The following is a 25,440-nucleotide window of genomic DNA, read 5'->3' on the forward strand; positions in this document are numbered from 1 at the left end:
TATGCGCAAGCCGACGTTGCTTCCAGACGGGCTTCTGGGTGAGTCCCGACTCCACGCCACGGTCCGCTCCGAGCAAGCTGCGGATTTGGCGCGTGCGGTGTCGCCGGCTAGGCTGTGCCGGCATCGAGGAAGGACCCGACATGATTCGTGCGATCACTCTGCTCAGCGCTGCCACCCTGCTGGCAGCCTGCGCGCACACGGCGCAGAAGCCCACGTCCGACCCGGGTGTCGGCTCGACGAGTTACCGGGTCGCCAACGACACGGGCCTGGCGCATTACTCGCTGGCCCTGGGCCAGGTCGCCATGGGGGCCACCATCGAGCAACACGTCCCGCCCGCCTACCCCGACTCGGAGCTTGCGGCCTGCCCGCCGCAGGTCGAACTCCCGGCACGCGTGATCGTGGACACGCGAGGAAACGTGGGCGAGGTACGGATGGCCCCGCCGACCGCACAACAGCCCTTTGCCGAGGCCGTGCGCAAGGCCCTGCAGGACTGGCGCTACACGCCGCTGACCATCACCCGCTGGGCGGCCGATGCAGACGGCAACAGTCACGCAGTGGACACCGAAGCCAAGCCCTTCAGCCTCGACTACGTGTTCACCTTCCGCTGCGAGCACGGCCATACCTCGGTGTCCGCCGGGCCGCAATCGCCCGCCCGTTGATCTGAACGCCGCGCCCACACGCATCCGCCTAGACTCGCGGCGGACTGGGCTGTCTGGACACTGCATGAAACACGTCGCCCGCCGTACGCTGGTCATCGTGCTGGTCATCGTCGCGCTCCTGGTGGTGGCGCGGTTGGCCCTGCCCTACGTCGTCAAGAACTACCTCAACCGCAAGATGGACCGCATGGGCGACTACCACGGCCATGTCGCGGACGTGGACATCCATCTCTGGCGTGGTGCCTACAGCCTGGGCGACCTGCGCATCGACAAGGTCGACGGCAAGCTGCCGGTGCCGTTCTTCAGCGCGGGCACCACTGACATTGCCATCAGCTGGCGCGCGCTCACCCACGGCACCGTCCGCGGTCGCGTCGAGTTCGACCATGCCAGCCTCAACTTCGTCGACGGCGGCGACCAGGCGCCCAGCCAGGCCGGCAAGGGCGTGGACTGGCGCCAGCAACTGGAAGCGCTGGTGCCGATCCGGCTGGACGAGGTGACCGCGCACAACAGCCAGGTCACCTTCCATAACTTCGTGTCGCACCCGAAGGTCGACATGAAGATGACCGACGTGGAAGCCAGGGCGGTCAACCTGAGTAACGCCGATCGCGCCAAGGGCAGTCGCGTGGCCGACTTCCATGCCACCGCCAACGTGCTCGGCAATGCGCCGCTGACGGCCGATGCAAGCTTCGATCCGCTGGATCCGAAGCTGCTGGATTTCACCTTCGACCTGCGCGTCCGGCAGATCGAGCTCAAGCGGCTGAACGACCTGGCGCGCGCCTACGCCAAGCTCGACTTTGCCGGTGGCAACGGCACCTTCGTCATGCAACTGCAGGCACGCAACGGCGAGCTCAACGGCTATGCAAAGCCGTTGCTGCATGACGTCAAGGTGTTCAGCTGGAAGCAGGATGTCGAGCAGGACAAGGAAAACCCGTTGCGGGTCGCGTGGGAAGCGCTCGCCAGCGGCATCACCTGGCTGTTCAAGAACCACGAGAAAGACCAGTTCGCGACCAAGGTGCCGATCAGCGGGCGGATCGACAACAAGGACGTCGGCGCCTGGCAGGCGGTGATCAACGTGCTGCACAACGCTTTCGTGCAGGCATACACGCCCAAGCTCGAGGACCTGAAGCCGGCGCCGGAAAAGCAGGACTGACCAGTCCGCTTCACGAAGGCGCTGTTATCCTCGGCGCCCGTTGAAGGCTTCCACCGGTACCCGCATGCCCGCTTCGCCCCTCCACGTCGTGATCCTCGCCGCCGGCGAGGGCAAGCGCATGAAATCCCGCAAGCCCAAGGTGCTGATGCCGCTGGCCGGCAAGCCCCTGCTGGCCCACGTGCTGGCGACCGCCCGGGCGCTGTCCCCGGGCACCATCCACGTCGTGTACGGACATGCCGGCGAACAGGTGCACACTGCTTTCGCCGCCGATCCGGACATCGGCTGGGTCGAGCAGGCGGAGCGGCTCGGCACTGGTCACGCGGTGGCGCAGGCGCTGGCGCACATTCCCGATGGAGCGCGCGTGCTGGTGCTTTACGGCGACGTGCCGCTCTTGCGCGCCGACACGCTGGCGCCGCTGGTCGCGGCCGACGGCCTGGCGCTGCTGGCCACCGTGCTGGAGAACCCGCTGGGTTATGGCCGCGTGCAGCGCGATGCCGAAGGTCGCGTCGCCGGCGTGGTGGAGGAAAAGGACGCCGACGCTGCGCAGCGCGCCATCCGCCTGGTCAACACCGGCATCCTCGCCGGCGACGCCGACGCGCTGCGAGGGTGGATCGGCCGGCTGGAGCGCAACAACGCGCAGGGCGAGTACTACCTCACCGACGTCTTCGCCATGGCCGCGGCCGAAGGCCGTCCCGCCGCCTGCATCGAATGCGCCGATCCGGTCGAGGCGGCCGGCGCCAACAACCCGCTGCAGCTCACCGAACTGGAAGACCATCATCGTCGCCGTGCGACGCGGGAACTCTTGCTGGCGGGCGTGCGCATGGCCGATCCGGCACGGCTGGAGGTTCGCGGCCAGGTGCATGCCGGCATGGACGTGGAGCTGGACATCGACGTGATCCTCGAAGGGCGCGTGGTGCTCGGCGACGAGGTGCACGTGGGTCCTTTCGTGCGGTTGAAGGACGTGCAGCTGGCCGCCGGTACGGCGGTGCTGGCGCACTGCGATCTCGAAGGCGTCATTACGCATGGCCCGTGCACCATCGGGCCGTTCGCGCGGCTGCGCCCGGGCACCGAACTGGCGCCTGGCGTGCACATCGGCAATTTCGTCGAGACCAAGCAGGCGCGACTGGGTGAAGGCAGCAAGGCCAATCACCTCACCTACCTGGGCGACGCGCGCATCGGCGCGGGCGTCAACGTGGGCGCGGGCACCATCACCTGCAACTACGATGGCGCCAACAAGCACCTGACGCGTATCGAGGATGGTGCCTTCATCGGATCCAACAGCGCGCTCGTAGCGCCGGTGACGATCGGCCCCAACGCCACCATCGGCGCAGGGTCCGTGATCACCAAGGATGCGCCCGAGGGCGAACTCACGGTCGGGCGTGCGCGCCAGCAGACGATCCCCGGCTACAAACGGCCCATCAAGAAACCGAAACGGTAGGAGCGCACCCGTGCGCGACCGCAGGCTGCGTGGGACCGTGCGTCTTCGCGAAACGCGTTCCCGCAAGCCCGCCATTCACTCTTGTCCCAAGGGAAAGCTGGCCGGTGTAGAAGCGCACTCTGCGCGCGCATGAGCGGGCCGCGCGGTCGCGCACAGGTGTCTTCTACGACCGCGATACGCCCCTGCCGCGGGTGTGCGTCAGGCGTAACGCCAGCCGTCGATCTCCACCAGCAGTTCGGTGCGGCAGATGTCGCCGTGGAGCAACAGCACCGGCACGCCGGGCAGGCGCCGGGTGATGAACTCGCGCACCTGCGCGGCGTCGGCCGGATGGCGCACGTAGGCCTTCAGTGGCGAGTGGGTGTCGAACCCGGGCGCCAGGCGACCGCGCGCCAGCAGCGCCTCGAGGTTGGTGAAGGTCTCCTCGAGCTGCGCTTGCAGGTCGTCCTCATGCGCCGAGGCGTGGCCAACCACCGCCGCCGTGCCGGAAATCGCCAGTGCGTCCTGCGCCGGCAGCAGCATCGCGCGGGCGAAGCTCGGCGGCGTGCGGCCGTACTGGCGCGGGTAGCACCAGGCGCTGACCTGCCGGGGGTTCTCGATGCGTTCGCCCGGCTGGTCGCAAGCCAGCAGGTACACCTGCAGGCGACCGCGCGGTCCGTGGTGGCCGATCGCGGTGGCGGCCGGGTAGCCCTCGGCGAAGAACCCGCCCATGCCAGTGGCGCGGCCTTCGCAGAACAGCTTGTAACGCTCGGCGTCGCCCTCGCCCTGGTTGATCGCCTCCAGGTAATTCCAGATCCGCAACACGTGCCGTTCGGCGCGGCCCTCGATCAGCCGGCGCAACGCATGGTAGGCATGGGTCGCCGCAGGACCGGGGCCACCATGGGCGGCTTCATCCAGCTCCACCGCGGCGAACAGCCAGCCGCCGCCGACCGCCCAGCGCACGTCGCCGTCACGGCCGTGGTCCACCTCGGCATCGACTTGCCACAGCTCCAGCGACGCCGGCGCGTCGAAGCTTTCCAGCGCGACGCGCAACCAGCGCGGATCCTCGCTCGCCGGCGCGCCGCTGCCGAATCCGAACACCGCCAGCGTGCCGTACTCGGCCAGCACCGTGGCCGCGTCACCGCTGCGATAGGCGATCCGCGGCGCGCGGCGCGGCAACGGTTCGGCCAGTGCGTTTTCACAACCCTGCATCATGCATTGCAAACCAGGAGCAACAGGCCTCTATGTTACACTCCGCGCCAGTTGCCGCCGGGGGGAGGCACGCATGGGGTACGGAAAAAAGCATGGCAGAACAGACTGCGGCCCAGCACGAGCTGGCCACCTTGATCGTCCAGAGCCTGAATCTGGAATCGGTCCCACCCGAGCAGATCGAGCCGGACGCGCCGCTGTTCGGCGGCGATCTGGGACTGGATTCGATCGACGCGCTGGAAATCGCGTTGGCGGTGTCCAAGCGCTACGGCTTCCAGCTGCGCTCGGACAATCCGGAGAACAAGCGCATCTTCACGAGCCTGGCCACGCTTTCGGCGCACGTCGAGCAGAACCGCGCCGCTTGAGCTGGCGCGTTCGCGTCCTCGTGACGCCCTCGCCAACCCATTGCGCGGATCATCGACTTTTCCACCACTGATGCACGCGCACGTCATGTCCGAAGCCCGGCGCGTCGGCAAGCGCCCGCTGCCGCTGTTGCTCGCCTATCCGTTGCTGGCCGTCGCCGGCGCCTTGCTGCACCGGCAATTCCTGTCGCTGGCGGCGCTGTCGCTGCTGTTGGGCCTGCTGTGGTGGCCAGCCCTGCGTGAACGCCGCCCGGGGACCTGGCTGCTGTGGCTGGCTCTGTCCGGCGTGTTGGCCTGGCTCGCTTCGCGCGGCCTGGCCTCGCTGGTGCTGGACGCGGTGCCGGTACTGTTGAATCTGCTGCTGGCATGGGTGTTCGGACGGACCCTGCGTGCGGGCCGCCAGCCGCTGGTGGCGCAGTTCATCGAGGCGATCGAAGGCGCGCCGCGGCTGGCCATGCCGGGCATCGTTCCCTACGCGCGGGGCCTTACCGCGTTCTGGAGCGCGCTGTTGAGCGCCCAGGCGCTGCTACTGGCCGTGCTGCTGTCGTGCCAGGTTCCGGGCGGCCTGCTTGAAAGAATGGGGGTGCCTTCGCCCTGGCCGCTGCCGCAGCCGTGGGTACAGGGCTACGTGCACCTGGGCGCCTACCTGTTGATGGCGCTGGTGTTCGCCCTGGAATACCTCTTCCGTCGCTGGCACTTGCGGCATCTGCCGCACCTGGGCCTGCATGATTTGTTGCACCGGCTGGCGCTACGCTGGCCCCAGCTGATCCGCGGCAGGAACCGCGCGCCATGAGCACCGACAGCTACCACACCACTTTTTCCTTCGCGGCCGGCCACCCGAGCCTGCCGGGCCACTTTCCGGGGCGCCCGCTGGTCGCCGGCGTGCTGCTACTCGAACAGGTCGCCGAGGCCCTGCGTGCCTGGCGCGGCCAGCGGCTGGCCTGCGTGCGCGAGGCCAAGTTCGTCGCGCCGCTCCAGCCGGAGGAGCCGGCCGAACTGGAATTGACGCCGGCCGGCGCGCAGGTACGCTTCGAAATACGTCGCGACGGCACCCTGCTGGCGCGTGGCCTGGTCGAGGGAGCGACTGACGCATGACCCAGCATTGGCAAAGCCGGCCTGAAGGCGGCGGACGTTTCGCGCTGTGGCTGATCCGCAACATCGCGCTGTACGGCGGGCGGCGTTTCGGACGGCTGTTTCTCTACCCGATCACGCTCTACTTCTTCCTGCGCCGCGGCCCCGAGCGTGCCGCCTCGCGCGCCTACCTGAGCCGCGTGTTCGGCCGGCGCGCGTCGTCCTGGCAGGTGATGCGGCACATCCATTGCTTCGCCGCCACGATCATGGACCGGATCTTCCTGCTCGCCCACGGCGAGAAGCACTTCGAGATCGAGACGGTCGGGCTGGAAATGCTCGACGAACGCCTGGCGCGCGGGCATGGCGTGCTGCTGTTCGGCTCCCATCAGGGCAGTTTCGAGGCGCTGCGCGCGATCGGCGCGCGACGCCCGCAGATGCCGTTGCGCGTGCTGCTGGACAAGCAGAAGACCCCGGCGATGACCGAATTGCTCGAAGCGCTGGCGCCGGAAGTGGGCGCCTGCGTGATCGACGCCTCGCAGGACGGCACCTCGATCACCCTGGCGATCGCCGAAGCCTGCCAGCAAGGCGCACTGGTCGCGCTGCTGGCCGATCGCGGGCGCAGCCACGAGGCGTTGCGCCACGCACCGTTCCTCGGCCAGGGCGCGCCGTTCCCGGTCGGTCCCTGGCTTCTGGCCCATTCGCTGAAGGTGCCGGTGGTGCTGTGCTTCGGGCTGTACCTGGGAGGCCGGCGCTACCGCCTGGTGTTCGAGCCGCTGGTCGACCAGGTGGATATCCCGCGCCACGCCCGTGGCCCGGCGCTGGATGCGCTCATCGCCCGTTATGCCCAGCGGTTGGAGCATTACGTCCACGTGGCCCCCTACAACTGGTTCAACTTCTATGACTTCTGGCAGCAAGATCAGCGCGGTCCTGTGCACCCTGGCCCTGACCTGCTCGGCGAACGCCTCGGCACCTGACGCCACCGATGCGCTGATCAGCCAGCTGGGTCGTCCCGCGCCCGCGCGCACGGCGTTCGCCGAAGCGCGCTTCATGCAGGTACTCGACCGTCCGCTGGTGGTCTCCGGCGAACTGGCCTGGCTGGGCGGCGACACGCTCGAGCGCCACGTCACCAAACCGCATGAAGAGACCGCGCGCATCGCCGACGGCAAGGTCACCCAGCAGCGCGAAGGCAAGGGTGAGCGCAGCTTCTCGCTGGAGCGCGCGCCGCAGCTGAAGGTGCTGGTGGACAGCTTCGTGGCGCTGCTCGGCGGCGACCCGGGCCGCCTGCGCCAGGCCTTCGCGATCGCCCGTCGCGGCGACGCCACGGGCGCCTGGACGCTCACGCTGACCCCGCGTGATCTGGAGGTGGCGCGCACCGTCGCCATCATCCGTATCGACGGCAAGGGCGATGAGGCACGCTGCATGTGGATGCAGGAAGCGGACGGCGACGTCGCCGTCGACCTGCTCGGCGGCCTGGCCGACAAGATGCCGGCCGAGCCCACCCGCGAGGCGCTCGCCGCGCTCTGCAAGGGCGCCTGAGCATGCCGCTGCGCGCGCGCGTCGCGCTGCTGGCCGGATGGCTGCTGGTACTGGCCCTGCTGGGGCTGTGGGTCGTGAAGCATCTTCAGGTCGGCACCGACCTGCGCAGCTTCATGCCCGCGCCGACCACGCCCGACCAGCGCCTGCTGATGGAACAGGTGGGTGAGGGTCCCGGTTCGCGCCTGCTGTTGCTGGCGATCACCGGCAAGGACGAAGCCACGCTGGCGAAGCTGAGCCAGGCGCTCGCGGCGAAGCTCAAGGCCGATCCGCGCTACGCGCAGGTACTCAACGGCAGCTTCGACCTCACCGCGCTCGATCCGAAGCTTTTGCCCTACCGCTACCTGCTTTCGCCGACACTGGACACGCATGCGCTCGACGCGGCGTTCCTGGGCGATGAGCTGCAGCAGCGCCTGGACGAACTCGGCTCGCCGGCGGCCAGCCTGTTCAAGGGCCTGCTGCCGCGCGACCCCACGCTGGAAGTGCTCAAGCTCGCACAGCGCTGGGCGCCGGCGCGCTCGCCGCAGATCCGTGACGGCGTGTGGTTCTCGCCACAAGGCGAGGCGCTGTTGCTGGTGCAGACCCACTCGCCCGGCTTCGATCCGGATGCGCAACAGGCGGCCATCGGCGGCATCGAGGAAGCGCTGCATGGGTTGCCTGGCGGTCGCGAGGCGAAATTGATCGTGTCGGGGCCGGGCTACTTCAGCGTGGTCGCCAGCTCGCAGACGCGCGACCAGGCCGACTGGATCGGTCGCATCTCCACGGTGGGCTTCATCGTGCTGTTGCTGCTGGCCTATCGCAGCATCGGCTCGCTGCTGCTGGCGGCACTGCCGGTGGCCAGTGGCGCACTGGCCGGCATCGCGGCGCTGACGCTGATCTACCCGCAGGTGCACGGCATCACCCTGGCCTTCGGCTTCACGCTGCTGGGCGTGGCGCAGGAATATCCCATCCGCGTGCTGAGCCACCGCCGCGCCGGCGAGGATGCGGTGGCGAGCGTGCGCGACCTGTGGCCGTTGCTGCTCACCGCCATCGCCTCGGCATGCATCGCGTACCTCGCGTTCTACGCTTCGGGCGTCAACGGTCTGAAGCAGCTGGCCGTGTTCACCATCGTCGGCCTGCTCGCCGCCGGTTTCAGCACGCGCTATCTGCTGCCGTACCTGCTGCCGACCCGGGTGCGCGATGTCGCGGCGTTGCCATGGCTCAAGCGCCTGCGCGGGGCGGTAGACAATCTGCCGCGTCCGCGCTGGATCCCGTGGGCGGTCGCCGTCGTGATCGTCGTGTTGCTCGCGCTGGGCCGCGGACCGTTCTGGCAGAACGACCTGGCCGCGCTCACGCCGCTGCCGACCGACCTGCTGCTGCGCGACGCCCGCCTTCGCTCGGCGCTCGGCGCGCCGGACGTGCGTTACCTGCTGGTGCTGGAGGCGGCCACGCCCGAGGCGGTGCTCGCGCTGTCTGAAAAGCTCGAGCCGAAGGTCGACGTGCTGGTTGCAAACAAGGCCGTCGACGCGATCGAGCTGCCCTCGCGCTACCTGCCCAGCGCAACATCGCAACACGCGCGCCAGCAGAAACTGCCGGATCGCGCGTCACTGGAGCAGTCGCTCGCCGAGGCCACCGATGGCCTGCCGTTCCGGCGCGACCTGTTCGCGCCCTTCGTGGCCGACGTGGAGACCGCGCGCAGTCTGCCGCCGCTGACCCCGAAGGCCTTCGCGGCCAGTCCGCTGGGCCAGCGCCTGGCCGCGATGCTGGTCGAACGCGACGGCCACTGGCTCGGCCTGGGTACGGTCAGCGGCGTGCACGATGCCGCGGCGCTGGCGACGTTGGCCCGGGGTAGCGGTGGCACCGTGCGCGTGCTGGACTTGAAGGGCGCGGCCGAATCGCTCGTGATCGCCTACCGTACGCGCATCCTGCAGGCGTTGCTGGCCGCCACGATCCTGCTGGTGCTGACTATCAGCCTGGCCCTGCGCAGCCTGCGTCGGGCCTGGCACGTGCTGGCGCCGATGACCCTTGCGACCTTCCTGGTGCTGGCGGTCGAACGGGTGGCGGGCGTGCAGATCTCGCTGTTCCACCTGGTCGCGCTGATCCTGGCCGGTGGCCTGGGTCTGCACTACGCGCTGTTCTTCGAACGCGACACCGGCAATGCCGCCGAGCAGCGGCGCACGCTCCACGCCACGCTGGTGTGCGTGCTGTCGGCGCTGCTGGTGTTCGGCATGCTGGCCTGGGCGACCATCCCCGTGCTGCGCGCGATCGGCCTCACCGTCAGCCTGGGCGTGGCCTTCCATTTCTGCCTTTCCATCCTGATGGCGCCGCATGCGCAGGCCGAGCATGCTGCCGAAGAGTGACTGGGCGCACCTGATCCCGCACGCGGGCGGCATGTGCCTGCTCGATGCGGTCCTAACATGGGACGTGGACACCATCCACGCCGCCAGCGAAGGTCACGCCCGCCCCGATAACCCGCTGCGCGGCCCGCATGGCCTGCACGCGGTGCACCTGGCCGAGTACGGTGCGCAGGCGATGGCGGTGCATGGCGCGCTGCGCGCGCGGGCCGGCGGCGTCGAGACCGTCCGGCCGGGCATGCTGGTGAGCCTGCGCGAGGTGCGGTTGGCTGTCGAGTACGTGTCGCCAGATGGACGTCTGGACGTCCATGCGCAATGCCTCTATGCCGGCGATACCGGCGCCCAGTACCTGTTCCGCATCGAACGCGACGGCCACCTCCTGGCCAGCGGGCGCGCCGCGGTGATCCATCCGGAGGGACCGAACTCATGAGCACGACTGCTTCGCCCCGCCGCGCCCTCGTCACCGGCGGCAGCGGCGATCTCGGTAGCTCGATCTGCCACGCGCTGGCGACGGCCGGCTATCAGGTCATCGTGCACGCGAACAGCGCGCCGGAGCGCGCCGAGGCCGTGGCGTCGGCGATCCGCGACTCGGGCGGGCAGGCCCGCGCCATCGCCTTCGACGTGACGGATGGCGACGCCGCGCAGACGGCGCTGGAGAGCCTGCTGGCCGACGGTCCGATCCACGCCGTGGTGAGCAATGCCGGCGTGCACGACGACGCGCCGATGGCCGGCATGAACGCCGGGCAGTGGCAGCGCGTGATCGATGTCTCGCTGAATGGCTTCTTCCACGTCGTACAGCCATTGCTCTTGCCAATGGCGCGTGCCCGCTTCGGTCGCGTGGTGGCAGTCGGTTCGGTCAGCGGCCAGGTCGGCAATCGCGGCCAGGCCAACTACGCGGCAGCCAAGGCCGGTCTGCACGGCGCGGTGAAATCGCTGGCGCGCGAGATGGCCTCTCGCGGCATCACCGCCAACGTGGTGGCGCCCGGCGTGATCGAGGGCCGCATGGTCGGCGAGAACTTCCCGCCCGAGCGGATCCGCGAGATGGTGCCGGCGCAGCGAGCCGGCAAGCCGGAGGAAGTCGCCGCGCTGGTCGCCTTCCTGTGCTCGGACGCCGCCGGCTACATCAACGGCCAGGTGATCGGCATCAACGGCGGCATGGCCTGACGGCGAGCAGCAACCTCCTGGCAGCCCGCTGGTAGGGGATGCCGATCAACAATCGGCGACAAGCGGGCCCTACAGGGTCTGGCCTCCCGCCGGTCGGGAACCGGCCGCACGCGCTTCTGCGCGTGCTCCGTGGTGAGCCCTGGCCGATCAGCGCGCCCCGGTCAGCTGCGCTTTGCCGTTGCGAACCGCCTCTTCCAGCAACTGCTGCATCTGCAGCTCGGCCTTGCGACTGACCTCCTGCTGGTGCTCGGCGAGTGCCTGCTGCTGTTTCCCGAACGCAGCCTGTTGCGCTTCGAGGTCGCGTTGTTGTCCGGCAATCTCTTTCTGCAGCGCAGCGTGCCGCTGCTCCAGCTCGGCCTGCCGCTGTTCTAGCGCGTGCTGGCGCGCTTCGCGGGCGCGCGAAGCACCCTCGTCCGGCCCCGGGTTGACCTCCACGGCTTGTGCGGCGATTTCCGCCGCCTCGCGGGCGAGGTCAGCTTGCTCTCCGGCGAAGGCGGCATCCCGCGCAGCCAGTCCGGCTTGCTGGCCGGCCAGCCGTCCCTGCTCCCCGGCCAACCTGCCCTGCTCGCTCGCCAGCTCGGTCACCGGCGCGTAAATCGCCTTGGCGCGCGCGACCACAGCCGGGTCGTGCACGACGTACGCCTTGCCGGCGTGGCGGAACCAGACCAGCGGCGCGTTGCCGCGCTGCAGATGGCGGGCCGCGGATATGTCCGCATCGTTGCCGTTGATGATCGTCGTATCGCCGTCGAAGATCGCCAGGCCGCTACGCGCGTCCGAATGGTTGTCGATGTGCACGTGATGGCCAGCGAAGCCCGTCAGTGCCGGCGGAGGTGCGGGCGGTGCCGGAGGCGCGGGCGGGATGGACGCGGGAGGCGGCGGGGGTGGGGCGGGCGGTGCCGGCGGCGGAGGCGGGATGCGATACGGCGCCGGATGGGCGGCCGGTGCCGGACGTGCGGCGGGCGCGGGCGCCGCGGCCGGTGCCGGGCGTGCCGCGGGTAGCGCGGCCTGTGCGGGTTGGCTCTGGCTCGTGGGAGCATCCGTGCTGCCGGCGGTCACGCGGTAAGGCACCACGCCGGCCACCGCGATCGCGACAAGCAGCAGCCAGCCGCGGCTGCGGCGGGGAGTGGCCTCGATGTGCTGCAACATGGTCAGTCGCCTCTTGAGGTTGTGGAACGTGGGGGAAGCCCCGGCCAGGCCGGAGGGGAGCGGGGTGGCCACGCCCAGCCGCAGCAGCAGCCGGCCGTAGGCCTGCGGTGCGCCGCCGGTGCAGGCCAGCGCCTGGGCGTCGCAGGCGGCCTCGCGGCTGAGCGCGTATTCGCGCATCGCCCAGGCCACCAGCGGGTGGAAGAAGAACAGGCGCTGAGCCAGTGCCGGAACCCAGCCCAGCCACAGGTCGCCGCGGCGCAGGTGTGCCAGTTCGTGCGCAATGGCCATCGCGGTTTCCTCGTCGGACAGGCGCGCGTCGGCCGGGAACAGCACCAGCGGGCGCCAGGCGCCGAGCACCTGCGGCGAGCCAATGGCCGGCGACAGTGCCAGACCGGGCGCATGGCGCAGGCCCAACCGGCGGGCGTGGACTCGGCAGACCGCCTGCCAGGCCGGCGGAGCCGGTCGCGCACCGTGGCGGGCACGAGCGACGCGCCATCCCTGGCGCGCGGCCAGGGCAAGTTGCAGCCCGACGCCACCGAGCCAGAGAACGAGCAGGAACCGCGGCCAGGCGAACCGCGGCGCTGGGGGCGGCGCAACGAAGGCGGCGGAGGGTGCGCGACGGGCGACTGGCTGCGTGGCCATCGGCAGCACAACCGGCGGTGCCGGGGTCGTCACGATCAGTGGTGCGTCATCGGGCGGCGGCAGCCAGCGCAGCTGCAGCGGCGTGTGCCAGGCCAAGCCCAGCACCAGTTGCGCGCCGACCAGCCACCAGAGCATGCAGCGCACCGCGGCCGGCAGCCGCGGGAGCAGGTGGCAGGCCAGCGCGACCGCGCCGATCAGCAGGCAGGCCTGCGCCGAGGTCCACAGCAGGCGGGTGGACAGGGCATCGAGCAATGCCGGGAGCGTGGACATGGTCAGGTCTCCTTGCGCCGCGACTGCAACTGGGCCACCAGCGCCTCCAGCTCGGCCAGTTCGGCATCGCTGACTTCGGCGCGCTCGGACAGGTAGGCCACGAATGGCGAGACCGATCCGCTCAGGGTCTTTTCCACGAAGCTGCCGACGGCGTGGCGCATCGCCTCGCCGGGCGCGGTGGCCGGGCTGTAGCGGTACAGGCCGCCGCCTTGGCGGCGCTTGAGGTAACCCTTGCCGCGCAACCGCTCCATCATGGTCAGCACGGTCGAGCGGGCCAGCCCGCGTGCCTCGCCGAAGCCGGCGGCGACCTCACCCACCGAAGCGGGGGCGTGGTCGGCCAGGTAATGGAGCAGGGCGAGTTCCTGGTCGCCGATCGAGGGGCGTGGCATGGCGGCTTTCCTGACTACAGTTGTAGTCAAGCTAGCGCTGACTACAGGTGTAGTCAATAGGCCGGGCGGCATGGCGCCCTGTCTTGTAAGGGAGAGGCTTGGGGTGAGGGGACAAGGCTTGCGAGCAGGCAGGGCGTGGGGGGAAACGCGCGTAGGGGAGCGTCACCACGCCGCCGACCCCGTCGAGCCTCGGCCCCTCACCCCAAGCCTCCGCAAGGGAAAGGGAGCCCTGGTGGGCTACGGCAACGGGACGCGAATGGCTTGGGTGAAGACCACCTGCCAGCGCCCGTCGCGTTCGGCCCAGATATCGGCGAAGCGCAGGCGGACCTTGTAGGGCTTGCCTTCGCTCGTGCCCTCCAGCGTGGCCACGCCACCGAGCACGGCGCCGCCGGGCCAGTGGCGCACCACTTCATCTTCCACCGTGAACGGCTTCATCGAGGCGCCGGGCGCGGTGTAGTCGTGGATGAAGGCGGCCTTGTCCTCGACGCGGCCACGGCTGTTGAACAGCACGTAGTCGTCGGCCAGCAGGCGGCCAAGCGCGGCACCATCGCCCTGCACCTGCGCGCGGTCGAACGCGGCGACTGCGCTGGCAAGCGCGGGTGGCAGCATGGCGTGAGGCGCGGTGGCGCGGGCGTCGCCCGCGCGAAAGGCTGCGACCAGGGCGAACAGGGCAACGGCGGACTTCATGGCGTACTCCCGTGGGGACGCCCGCAACGCTAGCGGCCGCGCGCCCGCGTCGCTATCAAATGCCTGCTCGCGCGTGCGACCGCATCCGTGCGCAGCCGCGCCCGCGCCGCCGCGGGTGTCAGCCCGACATGCCGACGAAACGCCGCACCGAAATGGCTGTGGTGGCTGAAGCCGAGCTCGCAGGCCAGCGCGGCGAGATCGTCCGCGCCGGCGGCGAGCCGTTCGAGCGCGAGCGCCAGGCGGACGCGGGTGCGGTAGTCCGCCAGGCTCAGGCCGAAGGCGCGGCGGAACACGCGCGCCAGATGGAATGGCGAGCAACCGACCCGCGTGGCCAGTGCCGCGAGCCCGCCGTCGGCGGCGGGCTCGGCAAGCAGCATTTCCCGCGCGCGCGTCGCCAGGCGCCGGGCCGCCACGGAGAGTGGAACCTCGGGCAGCGCGGCGCGATGCAGGATGTCGTGGCACAGCGCGGTAGCCGCTTCCTCGACCGCCAGGCGATCAGCCCCGCCGCGCACCAGCGCGGCGTGCAGCGCGCGGTGCCGGTACTGGTCGGCCGCACTGGCCACGCGCGCGGCGTCGGCCCCGTCGCGCAGGCGGCGGCAGAACATTTCGTCCTCGTGCTCGGGTGCCACCTCGAAGCAGCTGCAGGCATCCCCGCCCTCGAACGGATGCGAAATGCGATAGCTGTCGCCGGCGCGGTAGAGCAATGCGGTGGCCGGATCGCCCACGTACGCCGCGCCACGCAGGTGGTAGCCGAAGCCGCCGCGGCGCAGCAGGGCCAGATGCGTGCGCTCGTCGCCGCGCTCGCAACCGCAACCGCCGCGCGGATGGCGGCAGTCGATCCCGGTGATGCGCAACAGTGGGCTGTCGAACAGCATGGTGACGTCGGCCAGGCTCATCGGTTTCCCCCGGCAAGGCAGGCCGCCAGCGTCTCAGAACGCCATGTCGAACGCCACCTCGCCCTGCACGCCGACCTGGTAGGCCGACACGCGTCGCTCGAAGAAGTTGGTCACCTCCTGCACGTCCTGCAGGTCCATGAAGTCGAACGGATTGCTGGCGCCGTACTTCTTCGGGAAATCCAGCTGGGCCAGGCGCTGGTCGGCGCAGTACTCCAGGTACTGGCGCATATCCCTGGCCGACAGGCCGGCCACGCCGCCGGACAGCACGTCCTGGGCAAACTGCGTTTCGCAGGCGATCGCTTCCTCGAGCATCTGCTCGACCTGTGCGCGCAGCGCATCGTCGAAGAGGTCCGGCTCCTCGGCGCGCACCGTGCGAACCACCTCGAACGCAAAGGCCATGTGGCCGGACTCGTCGCGGAACACCCAATTGGTGCCCGAGGCCAGTCCGTGCAGCAGGCCGCGCGAGCGCAGGTAGTAGACGTAGGCGAACGCGGCGTAGAAGAACAGTCCCTCGATGCAGGCGGCGAAGCAGATCAGGTTGAGCAGGAACCGGCGGCGGTCCTCGCGGGTGTCGAGCCGGCGAAGGTGCTCGATGGAGCCGATCCATTTGAAGCAGAACTCGCCCTTGGCGCGGATGGAGGGGATGCTCTGGATCGCGTCGAACGCCTTGTGCCGTTCGGTCGGATCGGGAATGTAGGTGTCCAGCAGGGTCAGGTAGAACTGCACGTGCAGCGCTTCCTCGTAGAGCTGGCGCGAGAGGTACATGCGCGCCTCGGGCGCGTTGATGTGCTGGTAGAGGTTGAGCACCAGGTTGTTGGCCACGATGGTGTCGCCGGTGGCGAAAAAGGCGACCAGGCGCTGGATCAGGTGGCGCTCGGCGGCGTTCATCCTGGCGTTGAGGTCGGTGAGGTCGGTGAGGTCGGGGGCGAAGTCGACCTCGTCGACCGTCCAGGTGTTGCGGATGGCGGCGCGGTACATCTCGTAGAAGGCCGGATAGCGCATCGGACGCAGGGTGAGGGCGTAGCCGGGGTCGAGCAGTTGGCTGGTCATCGGGATGCCTTGGACTTTTGCTTCTCCACCCGGGAGAAGGTGCCCCGAAAGGGCGGGTGGGTGCGGAGCTCGCGCGGGTGCCGGGTGGGCGCGGCCCTTCGACTTCGGCGCTGACGCGCCTACGCTCAGGGTGAGCGAGCGATGGCAAGGGCCGTACCCTCTGCCCCACCCCTCTCCCGGCCGGCGAGGGGCCTTCACGCGCCGGAATCGTATTTGTCGTGGACGAACTTGCTGATGTAGCTGGCCAAGCCCTCGCCGGCTTCCGCCAGGACCTGCATGTTCCGCACATGCTCCGCCCCGGCATTGGCCGCCGAGTACCGGTAGTCCTTGCCGTTGACGAACCACACCTGGATCCAGCCCGCGCCCAGCTCGTACCCCATGACGCCCGAATGGCCATCGAGATTGCGATAAGGCTGCATGGGCATCCCCCATCACTGGCAGGCCTCGCAATACTCCGGATTCTCCAGTGAACACAACACCGCTGCGCTTGCTTCGCCCTGGCTTGGCGCGGCGACGGTCGTCTTGGCGATCTTCGTCGCCGGCCGCGAGCGCAGGTAATACGTGGTCTTGATGCCCGCCTTCCAGGCGTACATGTACATCGAGGACAGCTGCCCGATGTTCGGGTTCTCCATGAACAGGTTCAGCGACTGGCTCTGGTCGATGTACGCGCCGCGCGCGGCGGCCAGGTCGATCAGCGCCTTCTGCGGCAGCTCCCACACGGTGCGGTAGACCTGGCGCAGGCGTTCGGGGATCACCGCGATGCCCTGGATGGAACCGTCGGCCAGCTTGATCGCATCGCGCACCTCGGTCGTCCACAGGCCCAGCGTCTTCAATTCCTCGACCAGGTAACGGTTGACCACCAGGAAATCGCCCGAGAGCGTTTCGCGCTTGAACAGGTTGGACACCTGCGGCTCGATGCACTCGTAGCAGCCGGCGATCGAGGCGATCGTGGCGGTGGGCGCGATCGCGATCAGCAGCGAGTTGCGCAGGCCGCTGTTTTTGACGCGTTCGCGCAATGCGCTCCAGCGCGCCTCGTCGTGCGGCGCGGCCTGCGGCCAGTAGTCGAACTGCAGCTTGCCGCGCGCGGCGCGGGTCTCGCCGAAGCCCGGATGCGCGCCGGCCTGTTCGGCCAGCTCGCAGGACTGCTCGAGCGCCTGGAAGTAAATCTCTTCGGCGATGCGTGTGGACAGGGCGAGTGCCTCGGCCGAATCGAACGGCAGGCGCAACTGGAACAACACGTCCTGCAGGCCCATGACGCCCAGGCCCACCGGACGCCATTTCCGGTTGGCGCTCTTCGCGCTGGCGATCGGATAGAAGTTGAGGTCGATCACCCGGTCCAGCTGGCGCACTGCCGTACGCACGGTGGTGGCCAGGCGCCCGAAGTCGAACGTGCCCTCCGCGATGTGACGCGAGAGATTGATCGAACCCAGGTTGCACACTGCTGTCTCGCCTGCGCCGGTGACCTCCAGGATCTCGGTGCACAGGTTGGACAGATGGATCACGTTGTCCGCCTCGGCCGTCTGGTTGCCGGTGGCGTTGCACCGATCCTTGAAGGTCATCCAGCCGTTGCCGGTCTGCGCCAGGGTGCGCAGCATGCGCGCGTAGAGCTCGCGCGCCTTGATCGTCCTGGCGGCGAGACCGGCGGCCTCGGCCTCGCGGTAGGCGTGCTCGAAAGCCACGCCCCACAGGTCGACCAGCTGCGGCACGGCCTTCGGGTCGAACAGCGACCAGTCGCCGTTGGCTTCGACCCGTCGCATGAATTCGTCCGGGATCCAGTTGGCCAGGTTGAGGTTGTGCGTGCGCCGCGCCTCGTCGCCGGTGTTGTCGCGCAGCTCCAGGAACTCCTCGATGTCGGCATGCCAGGGCTCCACGTACACGCAACACGCGCCTTTGCGCTTGCCGCCCTGGTTGACCGCGGCGACGGAGGCGTCGAGCGTCTTCAACCAGGGCACCAGGCCGTTGGAGTGGCCGTTGGTGCCGCGGATCAGCGAGCCGCGCGAACGCACGCGCGTGAACGAGAGGCCGATGCCACCGGCGAACTTGGACAACTTGGCCACGTCCGTGTACTTGTCATAGATCGCCTCCAGCGAGTCGGCCGGCGAGTCGAGCAGAAAGCAGGAGGAGAGCTGCTCGTGCGCGGTGCCGGCGTTGAACAGCGTCGGCGAGCTGGGGATGTAGTCGAGCGCGGAAAACAGGCGGTAGAGCTCCAGCGCCTCGCCCACGTCGTTGCCGCCGAGCGCGCAAGCGATCCGCATGAAGAAATGCTGCGGCGTCTCGATGACCTTGCGCATCTGCGGGTGTCGCAGCAGGTAGCGGTCGTACACGGTGCGCAGGCCGAAGTATTCGAAGCGGCGCGTGGCCACCGGGTCGATCGCGTCATTCAACTTGCGCGCATGCGCGGCGACGAAGTCGCGCAGCCGTGCGTTGAGCAGGCCCAGCTCCGCACCGCGTGCGATCGACTGCGAAAAGCTCTGGATCTCCTGCCCGCGCACTTCCTTGTCGATGTAGGCGCCGAGCAGCCGCGCGGCAAGCTGGCCGTATTCGGGCTCCTCCGCGGTGAGCGCGGCGGCGGTGCGGATCGAGAGCTGGTCCAGCTCCGCCGTGCTGGCGCCGTCGTACAGGCCGCCGATGGTCTTGAGCGCCACGCGCAGCGGATCGACCGCGTGCAGGCCGTCGGCGTTGCGCGTCACCGCGCGCACGATCTTGTTGACGTCCACGCTTTCGGTGGCGCCGTTGCGCTTGGTCACGCGCATTTGCGCGGGGCTGTGCGGCGGGGTCAGGGCAAAGCCGTCGTCGACGGACGGCGCGGCCGTGCTTTCGCGGGAAGCGGTATCGAGGGTGTCCATGCGGATCTCCGGGAGGGAAGCCGCCGCGCCGGTACGGAGGAGAACGCACCGACGCGACGGTTCCGAAAACGTCAAACGCCTGCTCCCGCGCGCAGGGCCTGAGGGCTCGCTTCCGATGGACGGCACGCCCCACGCGGGCGCCAGAACGCCCGCATGCAACGCGCCTCCCCGCGGAAGCGGTCACCCGCGCCGGGCCGCATCAGGGTCGGGCGGGCGCGTCTCATGCGACGCGACCGCCGGCCCCTGGGGCCCGGCGTGCCGGCAGGTCTTCGGACTTCGCGGACGCGGGTCGGTCGACCCACCTACTTGCCCTCGCTTCCCAGGCGCTGCGGCCCAGTGCATGTGAGGACGTTCGTTTCCGCTTACCGCTGCGGGGCAGTTCCGGATTTACACCGGATTCCCTTTTAAGCCCGACCGACAGTCGCGTCTGGACGGGCACCGACGGCGCACAACATATCGGGGCTTTGGATGCCGGTCAACCCAAGATTTCGTGTTTGGCGGCCGCGGGCAGCGCGCATCCCCTTTGACACCTCCCCGTGACCGGAAGGAGGGCCGGAGTTGCACAGCGCCCCCTCTTACACCTTGCCCTGCGCGTGCAGGGAAGGCCGGCAGGCGGATGGGGCGCTAGCGGCACCCGGGTTCCGGCGCAACGCTGCGCTCACTTGTCCGCCACGGCGCGCTGCCTATCGTCGCGGGCCATACCCAGCCACAGCGGGAGCGGATGATGGCCACGACGAAGACCGCCAAAGGCGGCAACGGCACCGGCAAGGCGGTAGCGAAAGAACGCCAGGTGCAATCGCGCATCGACGCCAAGGACAAACAGAAGCAGGCATCGAAACCGGCAAGCAAGAGCGCCGCGAAGAAACAGCCCGGCCAGACCAGCACCCGCGCCAAACCGCGCCCGCCGTTGCCCGAGCAACACCTGAGCAAGCCGGGTAAGGAGGCGAAGCTCAAGCCGCGCCCGCAATTCCAGGCGCCCGACTACCGCGGCAGCGGCAAGCTCCAGGACATGGCGGCGATCATCACCGGCGCCGACTCGGGCATCGGCCGCGCCGTGGCCGTGTTGTTCGCGCGCGAGGGTGCGGACGTGGCGGTGGTGTACCTGTCCGAGGACGAGGACGCGCGCGAGACCATGCGCCACGTCGAGAAGGAAGGTCGCCGCTGCCTGCTGATCCGCGGCGACGTGAAGGACCCGGACTTCTGCGAACAGGCCGTGCAGCAGACGGTGGACGAGTTCGGCCGTCTGGACGTCCTGGTCAACAACGCTGCCTTCCAGGAGCATGCCGACGCGCTGGAAGACATCACCGAGGAGCATTTCGACCTCACCATGCGCACCAATATCTATGGCTATTTCCACATGGCCAAGGCCGCGCTCCCGCACCTGCGCGAGGGCAGCTCGATCATCAACACCGGCTCGGAAACCGGGCTGTTCGGCAACGCGCACCTGCTCGACTACTCCGCGACCAAGGGCGCGATCCACGCCTTCACCATGTCGCTGGCAAGCAATCTGGTGTCGCGCGGCATCCGCGTGAACGCGGTGGCGCCGGGGCCGGTGTGGACGCCGCTCAATCCCGCCGACAAGCCGGCCAGGCAGGTCGCCAAGTTCGGCCAGCAGAATCCGTGGGGCCGGCCGGCGCAGCCGGAGGAACTCTCGCCCGCATACGTGTTCCTGGCCGCGCCGAGCTGCTCCAGCTACATCAGCGGCGCGATCCTGCCCGTGATGGGCGGCTCGACGGGCTGACGCCATGCATCTCCTGGACCCGTGGTGGGTCTACGCGCTGCGCGGCGCGGGCGTCTATCTGGGCCTGCTGGTCCTGCTGCGGCTCCTGGGCAAGCGCTCGTTCGGCGAGATGACCACGTTCGACATCGTGGTGCTCATGCTGGTCGGCGGCACCCTGCGCACGGCGATCATCGGCGACGACAAGAAACCGTTGGCGGCGATCATCGGCGTGCTGGCGATCTTCCTGCTCGACAAGGGCATCGCCTGGACCTGCGCGCGCTGGCCCCGCCTGGACCGAATGGTCGAGGGCAAGGCCAGCCTGCTGGCGCGCGATGGCCAGGTCATCGACGGCGCGCTGCGCAAGCACGACATGTCGGAGGCAGCGTTCCGCCGCGCGCTGCGTGAACAGGGACTGCGCGACGCGGGCGACGTGGCCGAGGTGCGGCTGGAGGCCAATGGCAAGATCAGCGTGCTGAAGGCGCCGAAGCGCTGACGCCATCGTCTGACCGGATACTGCACGCAGGCAGATTTCGGCCCACGACCTGATCCCGGCGGCGGGGGCGATGGCCCGTGGCTCACGCCTGCGTGGGCGGCAATCCGGTCGGCTCGCAATGCGCCTCGTAGGCGGGATACAACTGGTTCTCCTCGCGGCCGATGCGTTGCTTCAGCACTGCCAGCAACTGCCCCAGGCTGCGCGAGAAAGCCTCCGGATCGGCATTGCCCTCGTGGTAGGCGTCGAAGAACGCCAGCAGCGCGGGCGTCAGCTGCTGCATCTCCCCAACGTAGCGGCGGGCCAGGGTGGAGGTGGACGGGTGCGCTTGCAGGGCCGGGTAGAGCCGGCTGTCTTCCAGGGCCAGGTGCGCGACCATTGCCTGCCTCGCCTTGCGCAGCCGCTCGCGTCCCTCGGGACCGGCCAGGCCCACGCCTTGCAGTTCGTCGAGCAGGACGTACAGCTGCGCATGCTGGTCGCGCAGGATGTCGGTCAACCTCACGGAGCGCCCTCGCCATCGACCTGGTGCCAGTCGGCCGAGCGCTGGAGCCAGGGTGGCACGGCGGCGGCCGGCAAGGGGCGCGAGACGTGGAAGCCCTGCACCTCGTCGCAGGCCATGCGCCGCACGGTGTCGTAGATGCGCCGGTTCTCCACGCCCTCGACCACCACGCGGAAACCCAGGTCGTGCGCGAGTGCAGCGGTCGAGCGCACGATCGCCGCGTCATGCCGGCTGGCGTCCATCGCGCGCACGAAGGACTGGTCGATCTTCAGGCAGGTCGCGGGCATCTGCCGCAGCGAGGCGAGGTTGCTGTAGCCAGTGCCGAAATCGTCGATGGCGATGCCGGTGCCCAATTCGCGCACCGCGTCCAGGTGGCGCCGCGTGGCGTCGCTGTGCGCCAGCAGCGTGCTTTCGGTGAACTCCAGTTCCAGCACGCGCGGATCGACGCCGTGGCGGTTCGCCACATCCTGCAGGCGCGTGACCAGGTCGGCGTCGAAATCGGCATTGGAAATGTTGAGCGACAGGCCGACGTCGCAACCGGTCCGGCGCCAGGCGGCCAGTTGGGCGACGCCGTGGTCGAGCACCCAGCCGGTCAGCGAGCGCATCAGCCCGGCTCGCTCGGCCAGCGGCACGAACTGGCTCGGCGGCACCTCGCCCAGGGTCGGATGGCGCCAGCGCGCGAGCGCTTCCAGCGCGACGCAACGGCCGTCACTCAGGCGCACGCGCGGCTGGTAGTGCAGATAGAGCTCGGTGCGCTCGGTCAGGGCGGCCGCAAGCTCGGTGACCAGGAAGAACTCCTGCCGGTGCCGTTCGTCCTGGCTGCGCTCGTACAGCGCCCAGCCGCGCGGACTGCGCTGCGCGGCGTACGAGGCGCTCATCACCTGGCGCAACGGATCGGCGCCGTCGAGCTGGCGCACGTCCAGGTCGAGCAGGCCGACACCCGGCTGCAACGTGAGCGGGATATCCAGGCAATTGAACGGCGTGCGCAGGCGGGCTACCAGCGCGTCCAGCTGGCTCGTTTCCAGCGGCTGGTCGCCGTCCGGCAGCACGGCGGCGAAGCGGGTGACGCCGACCTGGAAAAGGTTGGTGCGCGCCGGCATCCAGTCCTGCACGCGCGCAGCCACCGCGCGCATCAGCTCGTCCGCGTAGGCAAAGCCCATCGCGCGCACGAAGGCATTGAAGCGCTCCACCGGGGCCACTTCGATGGCGATCAGCCAGGCGCGCTGCACGCCATTCTTGTGGCGGTTGCGCAGGTCCTCGAAGAAGGCGCTGCGATGCGGCAGCTGGGTGACCGGGTCGGTGCGGCCCAGATAGCTGCCCAGCACCACGCCGGCGCCGGCCAGACGCGCGGCGTCGCGCAGCGCAGCCAGTCCCGCCTCGTCCAGGCCGCTGCGTGGCGCGTGGTCCATCACGCACAGCGCACCGACGTGGCGGCCGCTCAGGGTGAACACCGGTTCGCAGGCGAAGAACCGCAAGCTGGCCGGCGAGGGGCCGGTGAGCGGCGGCGTGTCGCGATAGCGCGCATCGGCGGCGATGTCGGGCAGCACCTGGCCAGCGCCGCGGCGCGCGGCCTCCAAGTAGAGCGGATGCAGCACGTGCGGGGCGTGCGGGCCGGCATCGTGGCTGTACCAGTACGCGCTGCCGCTATCGAGCACCAGGGCGACCATCGCCACGCCGAGCGAAGCGGCAGCCAGATGGGCGACGGCATCGAAGCCGGGCACGGTGTAATGGTCGGTCGTGGCCAACGGGTCTGCCCCGTCGCCAGGAGCGGTGTCCCTGTCCATGAACGTCGCTTCCAGCGCGTGCTCCATGGTCGTATGCATGGCGTTCTCCCTCCGGCCGACCAGGTGGGAACCGCTTGTAACCCTTCGGCCAGAGTACTTCGGCCGCGTCGGCAGCCGCAATGCGAAAAATGGGAAAGTGCGAAGACTGCCGCGCGAGGTGGCGCGGCCTACTGCGGGTCAGGCCTATTCGGGCCGGTGCGGTAGCGCCAGGTACTCCTCGCTCTGCATCTCGATCAGCCGCGATTCGGTGCGGCTGAATTCGGCGCGATGCCGCTCGCCGTCGTACAGCTCGGTGATCGGTGCGGCGGCCGAAAGCACCAGCTTGACGAGGCGGTCGTAGAACTCGTCCACCATGAGCACGAACCGCCGCGCGGCGTCCTCGCTGTACACGGAAAACTGCGGCACGTTGGAGACGATCACGGTGGGCACCCGGCGCGCCAGTGCGATGTAGTCGGAGACGGCGCGCGGGCCCTCACACAAGGCGTCGAAGTCGAACCACAGCACGCCCGGCGCCTGCCGGCGCACCGGAATCGGCCGGCCGTTGATTTCCAGCGTCCCGCCGTCCTGCCCGTCACCTTGCGACTGGCTGGCGAAGACGCGCGCGAGTGCGCGCTCGGCCTCGGCGCCGGGCGGGGTGAGGTAGACCGGCGCCTGGGTCAGCGCGCGCAATCGCCAGTCGTGCGGCGACACCATTTCCACCACCCGGCAGTGCTTTTCGATCAGCGCGATGGCCGGCAGGAAGCGGGCGCGCTGCAGGCCGTCCCGATAGAGGTTCTTCGGCGGCGTGTTGGAGGTGGTGACCAGCGCCACGCCGCGGCGGAACAGCGCATCGAGCAGGTTGGCCAGGATCATCGCATCGCCGATGTCGTTGACCAGGAATTCGTCCAGGCACAGCACGCGGCAGCGGCCGGCCAGGCGTTCGGCCACGTCCTCGAGCGGGTCGGCTCGTTCGCCGAGCTCGCGCAAGTGGGCGTGCACCTCGCCCATGAAGCGGTGGTAGTGCCGCCGCAGCGCCGCGCCATGCGGGAGGCTGGCGGCGAACAGGTCCATCAGGAAAGTCTTGCCTCGGCCGACGTTGCCCCACAGGTACAGGCCCGGCACCGGCGCGCGCTCGTCGTCGCCGAACAGCGATTTCAGCCGTCCAAACAGGCCGCCGTCCTCCGCTGGGGAACACAGCGCCGCGTGCATGCGATCGAACTCCGGCAATACGGCAAGCTGCGCCGGATCGGCTTCCCAGCGGTGCGCGACGACGCCTTCGTGATAACGAGCGGAGGGGGTGAGGGTGGTCATCGAGCGGGATTCGGCATGGCGGGTCTTCCGACGGTTCGCCAGGGGAGGTTGGAAAAGGGTCGGGGTGCGCGCGAAAACTCCCCTCCGGCAACAGAGGAGGAGCGGTACCGGCTCATCCGTTGCGCGGCGGCGGCAGCCACGGCTGCACCGCATGCTTGACCGCGCCGCGCAGGTCCATCAGCCGGCGGTGGAAGAAGTGGCTGGTCTCCGGCATGCGCACCACTTCCGGCTCGACCGGCAGGCTGTCGATCCAGTCGAACACCGCCTGCGGCTCGACCACTTCGTCGGCCTCGCCCTGCACGATCAGCCAGGGGCACTGCGGCGGCTCGATCCCGGTCAGCGCGAAACGCCCCGCCGGCGGCGCGATGCTCACCAGCGCGGCGGCACCCAGGCGTACCGCGTTGCGGATCGTCACGTAGCTGCCGAAGGAAAACCCGGCCAGCCACAGTACGTCGTCCGGACGCACGCGGCGTACCCAGGCGACCACCGCGGCCAGGTCCTCGCTCTCGCCGTTGCCCTCGTCGTAACTGCCTTCGGAAGCGCCGGTGCCGCGGAAGTTGAAACGCACCGTATCGAGCCCCGACTCGCGCAGGCTGCGCTCGACCATCGTCACCACCTTGTTGTGCATGGTGCCGCCCTGCACGGGGTTGGGATGGCAGATCACGGCCACGCCGCGGCGCGCCTCCTCCGGCGCGGCGACGTCGCTGATCGCCTCCAGCTTGCCGACAGGGCCGTCGAGCGCGAAGCTCGCCTCTTCGGTCGGGAACGCAGCGGGATTGTCGGGAACGGTGGTGGGTGTCATGCGCACAATGATAACCGTCGCGGCCGTGCACCGGCCG

Annotated in this window: 25 protein-coding genes and 1 riboswitch; of the genes, 13 read left to right on the forward strand and 12 right to left on the reverse strand. The window is 69.4% G+C overall.

Going from position 1 to position 25,440, the window contains the following annotated elements; genetic code table 11:
• Window positions 1–140: 140 nt before the first annotated feature.
• From ACFWZ1_RS01250 to glmU, 3 genes are all read left to right on the forward strand, one after another.
• Window positions 141–659, forward strand: a complete 519-nt coding sequence (locus ACFWZ1_RS01250; protein ID WP_439665157.1) for an energy transducer TonB — start codon at window positions 141–143, stop codon at window positions 657–659.
• Between the two features lie 64 nt (window positions 660–723).
• Complete coding sequence (locus ACFWZ1_RS01255) at window positions 724–1,806, forward strand: hypothetical protein (protein ID WP_439665158.1); 1,083 nt, start codon at window positions 724–726, stop codon at window positions 1,804–1,806.
• Window positions 1,807–1,870: 64 nt separating this feature from the next.
• Window positions 1,871–3,244 (forward strand): bifunctional UDP-N-acetylglucosamine diphosphorylase/glucosamine-1-phosphate N-acetyltransferase GlmU, encoded by a 1,374-nt coding sequence (gene glmU / locus ACFWZ1_RS01260; RefSeq protein ID WP_439665159.1) that lies wholly within the window; start codon window positions 1,871–1,873, stop codon window positions 3,242–3,244.
• A gap of 198 nt (window positions 3,245–3,442) precedes the next feature.
• Here glmU and ACFWZ1_RS01265 read toward each other — a convergent pair whose 3' ends face one another.
• Window positions 3,443–4,435, reverse strand: coding sequence for a pteridine-dependent deoxygenase (locus tag ACFWZ1_RS01265; RefSeq protein ID WP_439665160.1), 993 nt, complete (start codon window positions 4,433–4,435; stop codon window positions 3,443–3,445).
• A gap of 89 nt (window positions 4,436–4,524) precedes the next feature.
• Here ACFWZ1_RS01265 and ACFWZ1_RS01270 point away from each other — a divergent pair, with 89 nt between their 5' ends.
• The 8 genes from ACFWZ1_RS01270 (at window position 4,525) to fabG (ending at window position 10,892) form a co-directional block, all read left to right on the forward strand.
• Complete coding sequence (locus tag ACFWZ1_RS01270) at window positions 4,525–4,794, forward strand: phosphopantetheine-binding protein (protein ID WP_231322913.1); 270 nt, start codon at window positions 4,525–4,527, stop codon at window positions 4,792–4,794.
• Window positions 4,795–4,879: 85 nt separating this feature from the next.
• Window positions 4,880–5,584 (forward strand): xanthomonadin biosynthesis protein, encoded by a 705-nt coding sequence (locus ACFWZ1_RS01275; protein WP_231322915.1) that lies wholly within the window; start codon window positions 4,880–4,882, stop codon window positions 5,582–5,584.
• A complete protein-coding gene (locus tag ACFWZ1_RS01280; protein WP_439665161.1) occupies window positions 5,581–5,886 on the forward strand; it encodes a hydroxymyristoyl-ACP dehydratase in 306 nt (101 codons plus the stop codon). Before ACFWZ1_RS01275 ends, ACFWZ1_RS01280 begins: the two co-directional genes overlap by 4 nt.
• Window positions 5,883–6,836, forward strand: coding sequence for an LpxL/LpxP family acyltransferase (locus ACFWZ1_RS01285; protein ID WP_231322918.1), 954 nt, complete (start codon window positions 5,883–5,885; stop codon window positions 6,834–6,836). Before ACFWZ1_RS01280 ends, ACFWZ1_RS01285 begins: the two co-directional genes overlap by 4 nt.
• The gene (locus tag ACFWZ1_RS01290; RefSeq protein WP_439665162.1) at window positions 6,760–7,398 is read left to right on the forward strand and encodes a LolA-related protein; all 639 of its coding nucleotides are present in this window, start codon (window positions 6,760–6,762) and stop codon (window positions 7,396–7,398) included. Before ACFWZ1_RS01285 ends, ACFWZ1_RS01290 begins: the two co-directional genes overlap by 77 nt.
• 2 nt (window positions 7,399–7,400) lie before the next feature.
• Window positions 7,401–9,734 (forward strand): MMPL family transporter, encoded by a 2,334-nt coding sequence (locus ACFWZ1_RS01295; RefSeq protein WP_439665163.1) that lies wholly within the window; start codon window positions 7,401–7,403, stop codon window positions 9,732–9,734.
• Window positions 9,718–10,158 (forward strand): phosphotransferase, encoded by a 441-nt coding sequence (locus ACFWZ1_RS01300; RefSeq protein WP_439665164.1) that lies wholly within the window; start codon window positions 9,718–9,720, stop codon window positions 10,156–10,158. Before ACFWZ1_RS01295 ends, ACFWZ1_RS01300 begins: the two co-directional genes overlap by 17 nt.
• On the forward strand, window positions 10,155–10,892 hold the full coding sequence (gene fabG, locus ACFWZ1_RS01305; protein ID WP_439665165.1) for a 3-oxoacyl-ACP reductase FabG: 738 nt from the start codon (window positions 10,155–10,157) through the stop codon (window positions 10,890–10,892). The genes ACFWZ1_RS01300 and fabG overlap by 4 nt, the downstream gene beginning before the upstream one ends.
• Window positions 10,893–11,039: 147 nt before the next feature.
• On the opposite strand, the gene ACFWZ1_RS01310 is transcribed toward fabG, so the two are convergent.
• The 7 genes from ACFWZ1_RS01310 to ACFWZ1_RS01340 all read right to left on the reverse strand — a co-directional run bounded on the left by ACFWZ1_RS01310 (window position 11,040) and on the right by ACFWZ1_RS01340 (window position 18,818).
• Complete coding sequence (locus tag ACFWZ1_RS01310; protein ID WP_439665166.1) at window positions 11,040–12,950, reverse strand: M56 family metallopeptidase; 1,911 nt, start codon at window positions 12,948–12,950, stop codon at window positions 11,040–11,042.
• 2 nt (window positions 12,951–12,952) lie between these two features.
• Window positions 12,953–13,339 carry a BlaI/MecI/CopY family transcriptional regulator gene (locus tag ACFWZ1_RS01315; RefSeq protein ID WP_231322929.1) on the reverse strand — a complete coding sequence of 129 codons (387 nt, stop codon included), beginning with the start codon at window positions 13,337–13,339 and terminating at the stop codon, window positions 12,953–12,955.
• A gap of 237 nt (window positions 13,340–13,576) precedes the next feature.
• The gene (locus ACFWZ1_RS01320) at window positions 13,577–14,026 is read right to left on the reverse strand and encodes a nuclear transport factor 2 family protein (protein WP_439665167.1); all 450 of its coding nucleotides are present in this window, start codon (window positions 14,024–14,026) and stop codon (window positions 13,577–13,579) included.
• Window positions 14,027–14,055: 29 nt separating this feature from the next.
• Window positions 14,056–14,922: a helix-turn-helix domain-containing protein gene (locus ACFWZ1_RS01325; protein ID WP_439665168.1), complete on the reverse strand. Its 867-nt coding sequence runs from the start codon at window positions 14,920–14,922 to the stop codon at window positions 14,056–14,058.
• A gap of 33 nt (window positions 14,923–14,955) precedes the next feature.
• Window positions 14,956–15,972 carry a ribonucleotide-diphosphate reductase subunit beta gene (locus ACFWZ1_RS01330; RefSeq protein WP_439665169.1) on the reverse strand — a complete coding sequence of 339 codons (1,017 nt, stop codon included), beginning with the start codon at window positions 15,970–15,972 and terminating at the stop codon, window positions 14,956–14,958.
• A 194-nt stretch (window positions 15,973–16,166) separates the two neighbouring features.
• Window positions 16,167–16,397, reverse strand: a complete 231-nt coding sequence (locus ACFWZ1_RS01335) for a hypothetical protein (RefSeq protein WP_439665170.1) — start codon at window positions 16,395–16,397, stop codon at window positions 16,167–16,169.
• A gap of 6 nt (window positions 16,398–16,403) precedes the next feature.
• Window positions 16,404–18,818 (reverse strand): ribonucleoside-diphosphate reductase subunit alpha, encoded by a 2,415-nt coding sequence (locus tag ACFWZ1_RS01340; RefSeq protein ID WP_439665171.1) that lies wholly within the window; start codon window positions 18,816–18,818, stop codon window positions 16,404–16,406.
• 243 nt (window positions 18,819–19,061) lie between these two features.
• Window positions 19,062–19,276, reverse strand: a riboswitch (cobalamin riboswitch).
• A 266-nt stretch (window positions 19,277–19,542) separates the two neighbouring features.
• Between ACFWZ1_RS01340 and ACFWZ1_RS01345 the strand changes: the two genes are divergently transcribed.
• Together ACFWZ1_RS01345 and ACFWZ1_RS01350 are read left to right on the forward strand one after the other, a co-directional pair.
• A complete protein-coding gene (locus ACFWZ1_RS01345) occupies window positions 19,543–20,559 on the forward strand; it encodes an SDR family oxidoreductase (RefSeq protein ID WP_231322939.1) in 1,017 nt (338 codons plus the stop codon).
• 4 nt (window positions 20,560–20,563) lie between these two features.
• On the forward strand, window positions 20,564–21,031 hold the full coding sequence (locus tag ACFWZ1_RS01350; RefSeq protein ID WP_439665172.1) for a DUF421 domain-containing protein: 468 nt from the start codon (window positions 20,564–20,566) through the stop codon (window positions 21,029–21,031).
• 82 nt (window positions 21,032–21,113) lie between these two features.
• Here ACFWZ1_RS01350 and ACFWZ1_RS01355 read toward each other — a convergent pair whose 3' ends face one another.
• The 4 genes from ACFWZ1_RS01355 to ACFWZ1_RS01370 all read right to left on the reverse strand — a co-directional run bounded on the left by ACFWZ1_RS01355 (window position 21,114) and on the right by ACFWZ1_RS01370 (window position 25,403).
• On the reverse strand, window positions 21,114–21,530 hold the full coding sequence (locus ACFWZ1_RS01355) for a hemerythrin domain-containing protein (protein WP_439665173.1): 417 nt from the start codon (window positions 21,528–21,530) through the stop codon (window positions 21,114–21,116).
• Window positions 21,527–23,350: a putative bifunctional diguanylate cyclase/phosphodiesterase gene (locus ACFWZ1_RS01360; RefSeq protein ID WP_439665174.1), complete on the reverse strand. Its 1,824-nt coding sequence runs from the start codon at window positions 23,348–23,350 to the stop codon at window positions 21,527–21,529. Before ACFWZ1_RS01360 ends, ACFWZ1_RS01355 begins: the two co-directional genes overlap by 4 nt.
• A 144-nt stretch (window positions 23,351–23,494) precedes the next feature.
• On the reverse strand, window positions 23,495–24,601 hold the full coding sequence (gene zapE, locus ACFWZ1_RS01365) for a cell division protein ZapE (RefSeq protein WP_439665175.1): 1,107 nt from the start codon (window positions 24,599–24,601) through the stop codon (window positions 23,495–23,497).
• A 112-nt stretch (window positions 24,602–24,713) separates the two neighbouring features.
• The gene (locus ACFWZ1_RS01370) at window positions 24,714–25,403 is read right to left on the reverse strand and encodes an alpha/beta hydrolase (protein WP_439665176.1); all 690 of its coding nucleotides are present in this window, start codon (window positions 25,401–25,403) and stop codon (window positions 24,714–24,716) included.
• Window positions 25,404–25,440: the final 37 nt, after the last annotated feature.

The sequence above is a fragment of the Frateuria sp. GZRe14 genome, assembly GCF_051900395.1.
GTDB lineage: Bacteria > Pseudomonadota > Gammaproteobacteria > Xanthomonadales > Rhodanobacteraceae > Frateuria_A > Frateuria_A edaphi.

Bases quoted from the DNA above. Each gene is read 5' to 3' on its own strand.
- ACFWZ1_RS01250 (WP_439665157.1), top strand. From the start codon at position 141: ATGATTCGTGCGATCACTCTGCTCAGCGCTGCCACCCTGCTGGCAGCC.
- ACFWZ1_RS01255 (WP_439665158.1), top strand. From the start codon at position 724: ATGAAACACGTCGCCCGCCGTACGCTGGTCATCGTGCTGGTCATCGTC.
- glmU (WP_439665159.1), top strand. From the start codon at position 1,871: ATGCCCGCTTCGCCCCTCCACGTCGTGATCCTCGCCGCCGGCGAGGGC.
- ACFWZ1_RS01265 (WP_439665160.1), bottom strand. From the start codon at position 4,435: ATGATGCAGGGTTGTGAAAACGCACTGGCCGAACCGTTGCCGCGCCGC.
- ACFWZ1_RS01270 (WP_231322913.1), top strand. From the start codon at position 4,525: ATGGCAGAACAGACTGCGGCCCAGCACGAGCTGGCCACCTTGATCGTC.
- ACFWZ1_RS01275 (WP_231322915.1), top strand. From the start codon at position 4,880: ATGTCCGAAGCCCGGCGCGTCGGCAAGCGCCCGCTGCCGCTGTTGCTC.
- ACFWZ1_RS01280 (WP_439665161.1), top strand. From the start codon at position 5,581: ATGAGCACCGACAGCTACCACACCACTTTTTCCTTCGCGGCCGGCCAC.
- ACFWZ1_RS01285 (WP_231322918.1), top strand. From the start codon at position 5,883: ATGACCCAGCATTGGCAAAGCCGGCCTGAAGGCGGCGGACGTTTCGCG.
- ACFWZ1_RS01290 (WP_439665162.1), top strand. From the start codon at position 6,760: ATGACTTCTGGCAGCAAGATCAGCGCGGTCCTGTGCACCCTGGCCCTG.
- ACFWZ1_RS01295 (WP_439665163.1), top strand. From the start codon at position 7,401: ATGCCGCTGCGCGCGCGCGTCGCGCTGCTGGCCGGATGGCTGCTGGTA.
- ACFWZ1_RS01300 (WP_439665164.1), top strand. From the start codon at position 9,718: ATGCTGCCGAAGAGTGACTGGGCGCACCTGATCCCGCACGCGGGCGGC.
- fabG (WP_439665165.1), top strand. From the start codon at position 10,155: ATGAGCACGACTGCTTCGCCCCGCCGCGCCCTCGTCACCGGCGGCAGC.
- ACFWZ1_RS01310 (WP_439665166.1), bottom strand. From the start codon at position 12,950: ATGTCCACGCTCCCGGCATTGCTCGATGCCCTGTCCACCCGCCTGCTG.
- ACFWZ1_RS01315 (WP_231322929.1), bottom strand. From the start codon at position 13,339: ATGCCACGCCCCTCGATCGGCGACCAGGAACTCGCCCTGCTCCATTAC.
- ACFWZ1_RS01320 (WP_439665167.1), bottom strand. From the start codon at position 14,026: ATGAAGTCCGCCGTTGCCCTGTTCGCCCTGGTCGCAGCCTTTCGCGCG.
- ACFWZ1_RS01325 (WP_439665168.1), bottom strand. From the start codon at position 14,922: ATGAGCCTGGCCGACGTCACCATGCTGTTCGACAGCCCACTGTTGCGC.
- ACFWZ1_RS01330 (WP_439665169.1), bottom strand. From the start codon at position 15,972: ATGACCAGCCAACTGCTCGACCCCGGCTACGCCCTCACCCTGCGTCCG.
- ACFWZ1_RS01335 (WP_439665170.1), bottom strand. From the start codon at position 16,397: ATGCCCATGCAGCCTTATCGCAATCTCGATGGCCATTCGGGCGTCATG.
- ACFWZ1_RS01340 (WP_439665171.1), bottom strand. From the start codon at position 18,818: ATGGACACCCTCGATACCGCTTCCCGCGAAAGCACGGCCGCGCCGTCC.
- ACFWZ1_RS01345 (WP_231322939.1), top strand. From the start codon at position 19,543: ATGGCCACGACGAAGACCGCCAAAGGCGGCAACGGCACCGGCAAGGCG.
- ACFWZ1_RS01350 (WP_439665172.1), top strand. From the start codon at position 20,564: ATGCATCTCCTGGACCCGTGGTGGGTCTACGCGCTGCGCGGCGCGGGC.
- ACFWZ1_RS01360 (WP_439665174.1), bottom strand. From the start codon at position 23,350: ATGCATACGACCATGGAGCACGCGCTGGAAGCGACGTTCATGGACAGG.
- zapE (WP_439665175.1), bottom strand. From the start codon at position 24,601: ATGACCACCCTCACCCCCTCCGCTCGTTATCACGAAGGCGTCGTCGCG.
- ACFWZ1_RS01370 (WP_439665176.1), bottom strand. From the start codon at position 25,403: ATGACACCCACCACCGTTCCCGACAATCCCGCTGCGTTCCCGACCGAA.